This is a genomic window from Streptomyces asoensis (assembly GCF_016860545.1).
Taxonomy (GTDB): Bacteria; Actinomycetota; Actinomycetes; order Streptomycetales; family Streptomycetaceae; genus Streptomyces; species Streptomyces asoensis.
On record NZ_BNEB01000005.1, the window covers coordinates 2,136,356 to 2,149,035 of the forward strand.

The 12,680-nt window shown below is 71.3% G+C and carries 13 protein-coding genes; 2 read left to right on the forward strand and 11 right to left on the reverse strand.

Annotation, left to right across the window (positions count from 1 at the left end):
* Positions 1-58 precede the first annotated feature (58 nt).
* The 6 genes from Saso_RS32135 to Saso_RS32160 form a co-directional block, all read right to left on the reverse strand.
* Positions 59-775 (reverse strand): response regulator, encoded by a 717-nt coding sequence (locus tag Saso_RS32135; protein ID WP_189927672.1) that lies wholly within the window; start codon positions 773-775, stop codon positions 59-61.
* Positions 769-3,420, reverse strand: coding sequence for a sensor histidine kinase (locus Saso_RS32140; RefSeq protein ID WP_189927673.1), 2,652 nt, complete (start codon positions 3,418-3,420; stop codon positions 769-771). The genes Saso_RS32135 and Saso_RS32140 overlap by 7 nt, the downstream gene beginning before the upstream one ends.
* A gap of 219 nt (positions 3,421-3,639) precedes the next feature.
* Complete coding sequence (locus tag Saso_RS32145) at positions 3,640-4,818, reverse strand: alginate lyase family protein (protein ID WP_189927674.1); 1,179 nt, start codon at positions 4,816-4,818, stop codon at positions 3,640-3,642.
* A 221-nt stretch (positions 4,819-5,039) separates the two neighbouring features.
* A complete protein-coding gene (locus Saso_RS32150) occupies positions 5,040-5,804 on the reverse strand; it encodes a DUF3710 domain-containing protein (RefSeq protein WP_189927675.1) in 765 nt (254 codons plus the stop codon).
* Between the two features lies 1 nt (position 5,805).
* Positions 5,806-6,357 (reverse strand): dUTP diphosphatase, encoded by a 552-nt coding sequence (gene dut, locus Saso_RS32155; RefSeq protein ID WP_189927676.1) that lies wholly within the window; start codon positions 6,355-6,357, stop codon positions 5,806-5,808.
* A complete protein-coding gene (locus tag Saso_RS32160) occupies positions 6,354-6,938 on the reverse strand; it encodes a PaaI family thioesterase (protein ID WP_189927677.1) in 585 nt (194 codons plus the stop codon). Before Saso_RS32160 ends, dut begins: the two co-directional genes overlap by 4 nt.
* Positions 6,939-6,996: 58 nt before the next feature.
* On the opposite strand from Saso_RS32160, the gene Saso_RS32165 reads away from it, so the two are divergent.
* Positions 6,997-7,464: a DUF3093 domain-containing protein gene (locus tag Saso_RS32165; protein ID WP_189927678.1), complete on the forward strand. Its 468-nt coding sequence runs from the start codon at positions 6,997-6,999 to the stop codon at positions 7,462-7,464.
* 52 nt (positions 7,465-7,516) lie between these two features.
* Here the strand turns inward: Saso_RS32165 and Saso_RS32170 are convergent, their stop codons facing one another.
* From Saso_RS32170 to Saso_RS32185, 4 genes are all read right to left on the reverse strand, one after another.
* Complete coding sequence (locus Saso_RS32170; RefSeq protein WP_229901553.1) at positions 7,517-8,590, reverse strand: hypothetical protein; 1,074 nt, start codon at positions 8,588-8,590, stop codon at positions 7,517-7,519.
* Between the two features lie 13 nt (positions 8,591-8,603).
* Positions 8,604-8,900, reverse strand: a complete 297-nt coding sequence (locus Saso_RS32175; RefSeq protein WP_003993510.1) for a DUF4193 domain-containing protein — start codon at positions 8,898-8,900, stop codon at positions 8,604-8,606.
* 397 nt (positions 8,901-9,297) lie between these two features.
* Positions 9,298-10,545: a sensor histidine kinase gene (locus Saso_RS32180; protein WP_189927679.1), complete on the reverse strand. Its 1,248-nt coding sequence runs from the start codon at positions 10,543-10,545 to the stop codon at positions 9,298-9,300.
* Positions 10,546-10,550: 5 nt separating this feature from the next.
* Entirely contained in the window at positions 10,551-11,204 is a 654-nt protein-coding gene (locus Saso_RS32185; protein ID WP_086734600.1) for a response regulator transcription factor, read from the reverse strand.
* Between the two features lie 415 nt (positions 11,205-11,619).
* Here Saso_RS32185 and Saso_RS32190 point away from each other — a divergent pair, with 415 nt between their 5' ends.
* A complete protein-coding gene (locus Saso_RS32190; RefSeq protein ID WP_189927680.1) occupies positions 11,620-11,793 on the forward strand; it encodes a hypothetical protein in 174 nt (57 codons plus the stop codon).
* A gap of 74 nt (positions 11,794-11,867) precedes the next feature.
* Here Saso_RS32190 and Saso_RS32195 read toward each other — a convergent pair whose 3' ends face one another.
* The gene (locus tag Saso_RS32195) at positions 11,868-12,680 is read right to left on the reverse strand and encodes an inositol monophosphatase family protein (RefSeq protein ID WP_189927681.1); all 813 of its coding nucleotides are present in this window, start codon (positions 12,678-12,680) and stop codon (positions 11,868-11,870) included.

Consider the following 12,680-nt stretch of genomic DNA (forward strand, 5'->3'; position numbering starts at 1 on the left):
GTCTGAAAGCGTACCGGGGCACACCCGCCGCGCCGTAGCCACGACCCCGGACCTGCCGCTAGCGCTCGAACCGGTACCCCATCCCGGGTTCGGTGACGAAATGCCGCGGGTGCGAGGGGTCCGCCTCCAGCTTGCGTCTCAGCTGCGCCATGTACACGCGCAGATAGTTGGTCTCCGTCCCGTACGAGGGTCCCCAGACCTCCTGGAGCAGCTGCTTCTGGCCGACCAGACGGCCGGTGTTGCGCACCAGCACCTCCAGCAGGTGCCACTCCGTGGGGGTCAGCCGCACGTCCTTGCCCGCCCGGTTGACCTTCTTGGCGGCCAGATCGACGGTGAACCCGTCGGTCTCCACCAGCACCTCGTCCTCACCGCCGCCGGCGGGTTCGGCCCTGCGGACGGCCGCGCGCAGCCGGGCCAGCAGCTCGTCCATGCCGAACGGCTTGGTGACGTAGTCGTCGGCGCCCGCATCGAGCGCCTCCACCTTCTCGTCCGAGGAGTGCCGTGCCGACAGCACCAGGATCGGCACCCTGGTCCAGCCGCGCAGCCCCCTGATGACCTCGACGCCGTCCATGTCCGGCAGCCCCAGGTCGAGGACGACGACGTCGGGATGCCGGGCCGCGGCGAGCCGCAGGGCGGTGGCGCCGTCGTGGGCCGCGTCGACCTCGTACTTGCGGGCCTTGAGGTTGATCACGAGGGCGCGGACGATCTGCGGCTCGTCGTCGACCACGAGCACCCTCGTGGGGGCCTGGGGTGTCCCCCCAGCCGGGCTCAGCATGGGGCGTGCCTTTCGGGTTGCGCGGGGTGTTCGGGGTGCGCGGGGTGTCGGGGCTGTGCCGGGTGTTCGGGTCGCTCGGGGCCTGCCCGGTCGTCGTCGGGTCGTACGGGGCCGTCGGGTCGGGCGGGGTCGCACTCGGGGCGGGGGCCCGCCGCACGGACCGTGAGGACCATGGTGAGGCCGCCGCCCGGGGTGTCCTCGGCGCTGAGCGTGCCGCCCATGGCCTCGGCGAAACCGCGCGCGACCGCGAGTCCCAGGCCCACCCCGGCCCCGCGCGGGGCGTCGCCGTACCGCTGGAACGGTTCGAATATCCGCTCCTTGGCTTCGTCGGGAACGCCGGGCCCGCGGTCCACCACGCGCACCTCGACCCGGTCGGACAGGGCGCTCGCCGAGACCAGCACGGGTTCGCCGCCGGGCCCGTACTTGACCGCGTTCTCCACGAGGTTGGCGACCGACCGCTCCAGCAGTCCCGCGTCCACCGCGACCATGGGCAGCGTCTCGGGGATGTCCAGCTCCACGGACTCGGACGGGTCCGGCACCCCGCCGAGCGCCATGGGCACCACCTCGTCGAGGTCGACCTCCCGGATGATCGGCGTGACCGTGCCTGTCTGGAGGCGGGACATGTCCAGCAGGTTGCCCACCAGGTGGTCGAGGCGGTCCGCGCCCTCCTCGATGCCTTCCAGCAGCTCCGCCCGGTCCTCCTCCGACCAGGCGACGTCCTCGGATCTGAGGCTCGACACCGCCGCCTTGATCCCGGCCAGCGGGGTCCGCAGGTCATGGCTCACGGCGGCCAGCAGGGCCGTACGGATGCGGTTGCCCTCGGCCAGGGCGCGGGCCCGGTCGGCCTCCTCCTGGAGGCGCCGGCGGTCCAGCACGACGACGGCCTGCGCGGCGAAGGCGGCGAGCACCCGGCGGTCCTCCGCGGGCAGCACCCGGCCGGTGAGGGCCAGCGCCATGCGGTCGCCGACCGGAACGTCCACGTCGGCGTCCTCGGGGCGCTCCACCGGCCGGCCGAACCCGACGTGTCCCGCGCGGGTCCACGGCGCTCGGCCCTCCGCCCGCTCCAGCAGCGCGGCCGACTCCATCCCGAAGGTCTCGCGCACCCGCTCCAGGAGCGCCTCCAGGCTGGTCTCGCCCCGCAGGACGCTGCCGGCCAGGTAGGACAGGATCTCGGACTCGGCCCGCAGCCGGGCCGCCTGGTGCGTACGCCGGGCCGCCAGGTCGACCACCGACGCCACGGACACCCCGACCCCGACGAAGATCACGATGGCGACGATGTTCTTCGGGTCGGCGATCGTCCACCGGTGCAGGGGCGGTGTGTAGAAGTAGTTCAGCAGGAGCGAGCCGACCGCAGCCGAGGCCAGGGCCGGCAGCAGCCCGCCGAGCAGGGCCGCGGCCACCGTCACCGCCAGGAAGAGCAGCATGTCGTTGGCGAGGCCGAGGTCGACGGTGTTCAGCAGCACCGCGAGCAGCACCGGACCCGCCACACCGACCAGCCAGCCCCAGATGATCCGGGCCCGCCCGAGCCGGGCGCCCCGGGCCACCGGGAGCCCGCGCCCCTTGGCGACCTCGTCGTGCGTGACGATGTGCACGTCGAGGTCGGACCCCGACTCCCGGGCGACCGTGGCGCCGACGCCCGGTCCGAAGACGTACTGCCAGGCCTTGCGGCGCGAGGAGCCGAGCACGATCTGTGTGGCGTTGACACCCCGCGCGAAGGCCAGCAGGGCGGCCGGGATGTCGTCGCCGACGACGTGGTGGAAGGTGCCGCCCAGGTCCTCCACGAGGGTGCGCTGAACCGCCAGTTCCTTGGGCGAGGCGGAGGTCAGTCCGTCGCTGCGCGCGATGTACACGGCCAGTACCTCGCCGCCCGCGCCCTTCTCCGCCAGTCGCGCCGCCCGCCGGATCAGGGTGCGTCCCTCGGGGCCGCCGGTGAGGCCGACCACGATCCGCTCGCGCGAGCCCCAGATCGCCGACACCCGGTGTTCGCTGCGGTACTGCTTCAGGTACTCGTCGACCCGGTCGGCCACCCAGAGCAGGGCGAGCTCCCGCAGGGCGGTGAGGTTGCCGGGCCGGAAGTAGTTGGACAGCGCCGCGTCGACCTTGTCCGGCTTGTAGATGTTGCCGTGCGCCATCCGCCGCCGCAGCGCCTCCGGCGACATGTCCACGAGCTCGATCTGGTCGGCGCGCCGCACGAAGTCGTCGGGCACCGTCTCCTGCTGCCGCACCCCGGTGATCGACTCGACGACGTCGCCGAGGGACTCCAGATGCTGGATGTTGACGGTCGAGACCACGTCGACGCCGGCGGCGAGCAGCGCCTCCACGTCCTGCCAGCGCTTGGCGTTGCGCGAGCCCGGGACGTTGGTGTGGGCCAGTTCGTCCACCAGGGCGACGTGCGGGGCGCGGGCGAGGACCGCGTCCACGTCCATCTCGGTGAAGGCGCCGCCCCGGTACTCCAGCTCGCGGCGCGGGACCTCCTCGAGGCCGTGCAGCATCACCTCGGTGCGCGGGCGCCCGTGGTGCTCCACGAACGCCACCACGCAGTCCGTACCGCGCTCCACCCTGCGGTGCGCCTCGGACAGCATCGCGTACGTCTTGCCCACGCCGGGTGCCGCACCGAGGTAGATCCGAAGCTTTCCGCGTGCCATGGCCTCATTGTCTTCCAGCTACTGCCGCGTACGACTGACGTGTACGCAGCGTCGACCTTACGGCCAACAGTTCGGACATAGGGGACGAGCCGGAGGGTGCGGGACGCCTTTGACGCAACCCTGACGCCTCCGGAGGGCAGCCGCGCCCTCACCCCTACATCGGACGAGCCCCCCGGATCGGTTCAGGCGATCCGGGGGGCTCGGTTGTGGCGGATCGCTTCACGCGGGGTTGTCCCCGTGGGTGAGCGTCTCCCAGGCCACGAAGAGGTTGTTGCTGCCGGCCGGGCGGTTCTGCTGGGTCAACGTCTGGGTGTTGCTCATCGCGATGCCCAGCCGGTTGTGCAGCGCGTTGTAGCCGACCTCGGTCACGGGTCCGAGTCCCAGGTTCAGGGAGCCTGCGCACAGCCAGCTCGGGACGGCCGCGCCGAGCTGGTACTTGGCCTGGAACCCGAGCGCCTGCCGCAGCCGTTCCCCGACGTCGGTGCCGTACAGGTCCTGGCCCTGGATCCGGCTGGTCTCGGCCACGTGCGAGATCGCGGAGATGCCGTACCCGGTGTGGGTGAAGTCGCGGCAGGTCTCCTGGGTGAGGCCGGTGACGAAGGTGCCCTGTCCCTGCCAGTACGCGACGATCTTGTCCCGGGTGTTCAGGTTCTGGCTCGCCACGGTCTTCGGCAGTTCGCCGTCGGAGGCCAGGTAGACGTAGGCGGCCGTGCGGGCGCGGAACTTCGCCATGGCCTTGTCGTACGACGTCCGGTCCTCCAGGAAGACGGAGATGCCGATCGCGGCCTCCGTCATGGACAGTTCCCAGTTGCCGTTGGAGTTGGATCCGTTGATGACCTCGGGCAGGTAGACGTCCCGGAGCATGGCCGCGAAGCGTCCGGAGCCCGGCCAGGTCCCGGTGTAGGTGTACTTGACGATCTCGGCGGCCCTCGGCCAGGACGAGCCGGCCCAGCCGGTCTGGAGGGGCGCGTTGCTGTTGGTGTGGTCCTTGATCACGGCCGACCAGGCGTCCATCAGCTCGATGGCCTTCTTCGCGTACCGCTCGTCCCGTGTGACGTACCAGGCGAGCGCGTCGGTGTAGGCGGCGAGCGCGTCCTCCCGCTCGTCCGTGCAGCCGTAGTTCGGGTTGGAGTAGGAGCCGCACTCGACCACGGCCCGGGGCTTGGGCGTGCGGCTCAGGCTCGCGTACTTGCTCGCCAGGAGCTGGTCGAAGGCGCCCTTCCAGGGCTGGGCCACGGCGTCGACCTTGCCGCGGACGAAGTCCAGCTGCGCCCGGGAGACCGTCACTCCGGGGTGGACGAAGGTGGTGGGGGCGGCTTCGGCACGGGGGACGTTGGAGGGCGCCAGGACCCCCAGGACCAGGGCGGTGACGGTGACCAGGAAAGCGGTTCGACGCACGGCAGCTCCGTTCTCGTTCGCGTATATGAACAGAGAGCGCCCTTATGAACTCAGGCGTTCGCACGGACCGTAGGTCCAGACCAATAGGCCGTCAAGGGTTCACACACGAGAAGCAAGCGGGACGCGTACACGACAAGGTCTTGGGCGAAGGGCGGACCTGGCGAAGGGCCGCACCCCGAGCGGGGTGCGGCCCTTCGCGGCCGTTCGTCTCGCCGTCGTGGCTAGCGGACCTCGGTGATCTCCGGTCCGCGCTGCAACTGACCCATGCCACCGGAGAAGCGGGAGCTCTCGTCCTGCTGCTGCACGCCCTCGGGGACCATCTGCGCGTCGTTCGGCAGCTTGAGGACGATCGGGTCGCGGGGCGCCATCGGGCCCTCGCCGCGGACCACGACCGTGTCCCGGAAGATCTGCTCGAGCAGACCGGCCGCCTGCGGCTGCACCGCGCCCTGCCCGGAGATCACCCCGCGCAGGAACCAGCGGGGCCCGTCCACGCCGACGAAGCGCACGACGTGGAAGCCGCCCGTGCCGTCCGGCAGCTGCACCGGGACCTGGGCACGCAGTTCCCAGCCCAGGGGTCCCTCGACCTCGTCGATGATGCCGCCCTGCTGAGTGATGCCGGAGCCGATCTCCTCGCGGACCTCGCCCCAGATGCCCTCGCGCTTGGGAGCGGCGAAGGCCTGGAGCTGGATGGCGCTGTCCCGCAGGACGACGGTCGCCGCGACGATCGCGTCGCCCGCTACCTCGACCCGCAGTTCCATGCCGTCGACCCCGGGCACGAAGATCCCGCCGAGGTCCACACGGCCCTCGGCGGGGTCGCGCACCTCCGAGTCGTCCCAGGGCCCGTCGGGCCTCGGCTCCGGCTCGAGCCGCACCCGCTCGCGCTCGCCCTCTGCCTCGTCCGCCTCAGCGTCGACACTGTCGACGACCTGCTCGGCCTCGCCGGCCGCGTCCTCGGCGGCACCCTTCTTCTTGCGACGTCCGAACACGTCACTGTCCTTCCCGGTCGGATACGACCGAAGCGTATCGATTCCCACCCGCCGCGCCGCCGTCGGCGGCCGAGGCGCTTGTACCGCTTGCACCGCCCACGGCGGCATGCCCGCCGGTGGACCCGAGGCCCCCCGCGGCCCGCGCCGATTCGGGAAGCTCCGCCACCTCCTGGAAGCGGACCCTCTCGACCTGCTGTACGACCAGTTGGGCGATCCGGTCGAAGCGCTCGAACCGCACGGACTCGCGCGGGTCGAGATTCACCACGATCACCTTGATCTCCCCACGGTACCCGGCATCAACCGTCCCCGGGGCATTCACGAGGGCGACGCCGCACCGGGCGGCCAGCCCCGACCGCGGGTGCACGAACGCCGCGTACCCCTCGGGCAGCGCGATGGACACCCCCGTGGGCAGTACGGCCCGCTCCCCCGGCGCCAGTTCCTGCGCGCGCGTGGTGCGCAGATCGGCCCCCGCGTCGCCCGGGTGCTCGTACGTCGGAAGCGGTACGTCGGGGTCGACGCGCCGGATCAGGACGTCCAGGGGGTCGCGGCTCACGGGTTCACCTCGAAGGCGCGGGTGCGCCTGCGCTGGTCCGGGTCGTCCATGGCGGCCCGGATCTCCGCCTCGCGGCCGTGGTTCACGAAGTGCTCGACGGCGACCTCGATGAAGAGCGCGTCTGCGCGGACGGCGAGGGGCCCGTCGGGGCCGCCGATCCGCCCGGTGGCGCTCGAGTAGATCTTGCGCCGGGCGACCGCCGTGACCTCCGCCTCCAGGTACAGCGTGGTACCCACGGGCACGGGACGCACGAAGTCGGTCTCCAGGCGGCCGGTCACGGCGATCGTCCGCAGCAGCCAGTTCAGCGAGCCGAGCGTCTCGTCCAGGGCCGTGGCCAGGATCCCGCCGTGCGCGAGGCCGGGGGCTCCCTGGTGGGCGGGCTGCACGGTGAACTCGGCCGTCACCGTGACGCCCTCGCCGGCCCGCGCCTCCAGGTGCAGTCCATGGGTCTGGGCGCCGCCACATCCGAAACAGTGTTCGTAGTGGGCACCGAGGAGCTCGCCCGGCACGGGAGCGTCGGGGTGCCGGACGGGTTTCACGGCATCGGCCGGAGGCTCAAGAGCTGCGGAAGTACCACTCACAGGCGCAGACCTTACCCGCGCGTCCGCCGGATCAGGACACCGTGCCAAGCTTGGATCCATGCAGCTCTCCGCCACCCCGTACGAAGAACGCCTCACCGCCCCCCGCTCGTGGTGGTTCGTCTCGTTCCTCGTGGGTGTCTCGATGGCCCTGATCCTGCTGCCGTTCGGCACACTGCCGTTGCTCGGCGGCCTGGTCGGCGGCACCGCGGCCGCCGCGGTCGTGGCCAGCTCCTACGGCTCGCTGCGCATCCGCGTGGTGGGCGACTCCCTCATCGCGGGCGAGGCGAAGATCCCGGTCACGGCCCTGGGCGAGGCGGAGGTCCTGGACGCGGACGAGGCACGCGCGTGGCGCACCTACAAGGCGGACACGCGGGCCTTCCTGCTGCTGCGCGCCTACATTCCGACCGCCCTGCGCGTGGAGGTCACCGACCCGGGCGACCCCACGCCGTACCTGTACCTGTCGACGCGTAAGCCGGAACGCCTGGCGCAGGCGCTGAAGGCGGCGCGGGAGGCGGCCGCCGCGTAGCCGCGCGGGCCGCACGGCCTCGCCCTCGGGGCCCCTCACGGCCCTGGCGGTTCTAGCGGCCCTTGGGGTCCTCGGGGCCCTCGGGGTCTGCCGCGCCTGAGGGGTCCGAAGAGGGCGAGGGGCCCGACGGATCCGGCGGGCCGAAGGGCTTCAGGGGGTCCGCGGTGATCTCGTTCATGGCCAGCGGATCCGCGGGCTTCTCCAGCGGCGGAAGCTCCGGGAGGGCGTCCCACGGCACCTGCGCCTTGCGCAGGTCGGCCCGGACCTTCGCGGCCACTCTCCTGGTGTCCCGACGGTTCATGACCGCGCCGACGGCGGCGCCCACCATGAAGGGCATCAGGTTCGGCAGGTCACGGACCATGCGCTTCATGATCTGCTGGCGCAGCTCGCGCTTCATCTGGCCGCCGAGCGCCGAGTTGACCGACGACGGTTTCAGCACGTCGATGCCGCGTTCGCCCGACCAGGAGCGCAGGTAGGCGGTGGTGCGGTCCTTGAGGCCGCCCGCCGGGCGCAGTCCGTAGACCTCGTGCAGTTCCGCGATCAGTTTCAGCTCGATCGCCGCGACCCCGGTGATCTCCGCCGCGAGTTCGGTCGGCATCGCCGGCGGCACCGGGAGCATGGCCGCCGCGCCGATTCCGGCCCCGACGGTGGACGTGGCGTTCGCCGCGCCCGACACGAGCTTGTCGGCGAGCTGTTCCGGACCGAGGCCCGGGAACTGTCTACGCAGGGTCCGAAGGTCCCGTACGGGGATCCGCGGGGCGATCTCGATGATCCGGTCGGCCAGGTACCCGAGCCCCGCTTTCGCGCGGCTGCCGCCCCTTCGGGCGCCTTCCCGGGCCAGTCCTGCCGCCTTGTCCCGGATGGCCGTGGCGGCCACCCTCCCCCACTCTCGGCTGCGCTCGAGTGGGGGCACCCCCGTCCCTGCGACGGGGGCGGCGTTCCGCGTGGGCACCGGGTGGTCATTCCGGTCGGACGCGGGTTCGAGCGAGGCCGATCCGCCAGGGACCGTTCCCTTGCCGGATGAGCCTCGCTCGTCGTCACGCACGCCGTGAGGGCCGCTGGACGGCCCGTTGTCCGTTCCCCCGAAGGGGAAGCGGCGCTTCCGAGGAGGGGTCGAGCCGGTCACGGCCGACCCCGCCTCAGTCGCAGTCGCGGCAGATCGGCTGGCCGTTCTTCTCGCGGGCCAGCTGGCTGCGGTGGTGCACCAGGAAGCAGCTCATGCAGGTGAACTCGTCCTGCTGCTTCGGCAGCACCCGGACGGCCAGCTCCTCGTTCGAGAGGTCCGCGCCGGGCAGCTCCAGGCCTTCGGCGGCCTCGAACTCGTCGACGTCGACCGCGGAGGCGGACTTGTCGTTCCGCCTGGCCTTCAGCTCCTCAAGGCTGTCTGAGTCGACGTCGTCATCGGTCTTGCGTGGGGTGTCGTAATCGGTAGCCATTTCGCCTCTCCCCCTCTGGGTGTTCTGCGGTGTCTCCAGCGCACGTAACGCGTGAGAGGCCGGACTTGTGCCCGCCTCGAGGCGGAGATTTTGCCTCACATCAAGGTCTGTTACTCAATCGACACCCAACCGGACTCCTCACGAGTGATCGGCTGGGATGGCGATGCGGACCGTACACGGTCCCAATGCCGCACTTCAAAGGCGTCTCACCGTGTACTTCCCGTGATCAGGACCCCCGAAAACCCGGATTTTCCGGGCTTTACGAGGGCACTCATGATCACGGAGAGTAGATGGCCGGAAATTCGCCGTTGTGATCGATCACACACGGGGACCCCAGGTCAGGACCCAGAAAATTCCGCGCAAAGCGAACATCCCCGCGTGTGTCGGCGACATGCTCTCAGACGGGGAAGGTGACCCGCATCACGAGCCCACCCCCCTCGCGCGGCTGCGCCGCGATATGCCCGCCGTGCGCCCGGGCCACGGACCGCACGATGGACAGGCCCAGCCCGACCCCCTTGTCGCTGCCCGTGCGTTCCGTGCGCAGCCTGCGGAACGGCTCGAACAGATTGTCGATCTCGTAGGCGGGAACGACCGGCCCGGTGTTCGACACCACCAGGACCGCCTGCCCGTGCTGGACCTCGGTGGTCACCTCCACCCAGCCGCCCTCGGGCACGTTGTACCGTACGGCGTTCTGCACGAGGTTCAGGGCGATCCGCTCCAACAGGACGCCGTTGCCCTGGACGACCGCCGGCTTCTGCTCACCGCGGATCACGACGCCCTTGGCCGCCGCCTCGGCGTGCACCTGGTCGATGGCCTGCTCCGCGACCTCCGCGAGGTCGACCGGCTTGCGCTCGACGATCTGGTTGTCGCTGCGGGCGAGCAGCAGCAGCCCCTCGACGAGCTGCTCACTGCGCTCGTTGGTGGCCAGCAGCGTCTTGCCGAGCTGCTGGAGCTCCACGGGCGCGCCGGGGTCGGAGAGGTGCACCTCGAGCAGCGTGCGGTTGATCGCCAGCGGGGTCCTGAGTTCGTGCGAGGCGTTGCCCACGAAGCGCTGCTGGGCGGTGAAGGCCCGCTGGAGGCGCTCCAGCATGTCGTCGAAGGTGTCGGCCAGCTCCTTCAGCTCGTCGTCCGGCCCGTCGAGCTCGATCCGGCGGGACAGGTCCGAGCCCGCCACGGCGCGCGCGGTGCGGGTGATCCGGCCGAGCGGGGACAGCACGCGGCCGGCCATGGCGTAGCCGAAGGCGAAGGCGATCACGGCGAGGCCGAGGAGGGCCAGCAGGGAGCGGCTGAGGAGGTCGTCCAGGGCCGCCTGGCGCTGGTGGTCGATGCAGGCGCTGACCGCGGAGTTGAACTGCGTCAGGCCCGACTCGGCGGTGAGCCCGGAGCAGTCCGTGCTGGCCACCTTGATCACGCCGGTGGCGTTCACGATCTTGAAGGGCGGCTGGTTGCCCGTGCTGATGGCCTGCGCCGCCAGCAGGTAGATGATCGACAGCAGCAGGATGCCGGCGATCAGGAACATGCCGCCGTACAGCAGCGTGAGCCGTATGCGGATGGTCGGGCGGAGCCAGGGGAAGGGGAGCTGCGGGCTCCTGGGGTCCCAGGTGGGCTTGGGGGGCGCCTGGGGAGGAGCGGGTGTCGAGGCCATGGCGGTCAGATCCGGTAGCCCGAACCGGGGACGGTGACGATCACCGGGGGTTCGCCCAGCTTGCGGCGGAGCGTCATGACGGTCACGCGGACGACGTTGGTGAACGGGTCGGTGTTCTCGTCCCAGGCCTTCTCGAGGAGCTGCTCGGCCGAGACCACCGCGCCCTCGCTGCGCATCAGCACCTCGAGGACGGCGAACTCCTTGGGCGCGAGCTGGACCTCCTTGCCCTCGCGGAAGACCTCGCGGCGGTTCGGGTCGAGCTTGATGCCGGCCCGCTCCAGGACCGGGGGCAGCGGCAGGCTGGTGCGCCGACCGAGGGCACGCACGCGTGCGATCAGCTCGCTGAACGCGAAGGGCTTGGGCAGGTAGTCGTCGGCGCCGATCTCCAGGCCCTCGACGCGGTCGCTGACGTCACCGGAGGCCGTGAGCATCAACACGCGTGTGGGCATGCCGAGTTCGACGATCTTCCGGCAGACGTCGTCACCGTGCACGAGGGGGAGGTCCCGGTCGAGGACGACCACGTCGTAGTCGTTGACGCCGATGCGCTCCAGGGCGGCCGCGCCGTCGTACACGACGTCGACGGCCATGGCCTCCCGGCGCAGTCCGGTGGCCACCGCATCGGCGAGCAGCTGCTCGTCCTCGACGACGAGTACGCGCACGTCGCTGGTCCTTCCTGTGTCCACCCGCGTAGCGCTCCGTGAGCGCACGCGGGCAGGGGGGCTGGTGAGTGTGTGCCTCCATCCTGCCCTTTTCGGCCATAAGTCGGCGGTAAGACGGGTGCGCGGAAGATGAAGGGCGGGTGTGAGGCCCGGGAATGCGAAATTTTCTCGCGGGGTTGAGGTTTCCGTGGAATGGAGCGCGGGGAGGACGGCTTTACATCCCGCGATCACGCTCTGCATGTGCCGCAGCACCATGTGGTACTCCGCCTTCCGTTTGCCGCAGAGCGGGCGTGGGTGTCCGGCACCGTCGCCGCCCGGCAGGGCAGTGCTGGGCACCTGTGCAGACGTGATCGCCCCTTCTCAACCGGCACACCCCCGTGCCATCGACCCACGACCCAGGACGAGGGGGCGCAGCATGGACGCATTCACCGCAGGACTTCTGCAGCGCATAAGGACGACCGAGTCCGACCTGACGCGGGCTCGCGACGAGGGCGACGACTTCCTCGTCGAGGTGGAACAGGCCGAGCTCGACGACCTGCGCCGCCTCGCCGCCGACCACGGTGTGGAGGTCGGCGCGACGAGCGTCTGAGCAGTTCGCGAGCATGCGGAGGGGCCCCGGTGAATCCAGCACCGGGGCCCCTTCGCGTGTCCGCCCGGAGCGGCTCAGTCGTGCCAGGCGCCGAAGTCCTCCAGGAGTCGCTGGAGGGGCTCGAAGACACCGGGGGTGGCCGCCACCGCGAGATCGCGTGCGGGGCGCTCTCCCGGCCGTCCACCGGTCAGCGCGCCCGCCTCCCGGGCGATCAGGTCCCCCGCAGCGAGGTCCCAGGGGTGCAGTCCGCGTTCGTAGTAGCCGTCGAGGCGCCCCGCCGCGACGTCGCACAGGTCGACGGCGGCCGAGCCGCTGCGCCGGATGTCGCGCAGGAGCGGGATCAGCCGCTGCGCGACGTCCGCCTGGTGGGCGCGGACCTCGGTGACGTAGTTGAAGCCGGTGGAGACCAGGGCCTGGTCGAGGGGTGCCGTGGGACGGCAGGACAGGGCGCGCTCGCCCTGCGGGCCGGTGGCCCACGCTCCGCCGCCGCGCACCGCGTGGCAGGTCTCGCCGCGCATCGGGATCGCGACGACCCCGACGACGGTCTCGCCGTCCTGTTCGGCGGCGATGGAGACGGCCCAGGTGGGGAGCCCGTACAGGTAGTTGACCGTGCCGTCGAGGGGGTCGATCACCCAGCGGATCCCGCTGCTGCCCTCGCTGGAGGCGCCCTCCTCGCCGAGAAAACCGTCGTCGGGGCGGTGTTCGGAGATGAGGCCGGTGATCAGCTTCTCGGCCGCGATGTCCATCTCGGTGACCACGTCGATCGGGCTCGACTTGGTGGCGGCGACCGCGAGATCGGCCGGGCGGCCGTCCCTGAGGAGCTCGCCGGCCCGGCGGGCGGCCTCCTGGGCGAGTGCGAGCAGTTCGGTGTGCAGGGGGTGGGTCAC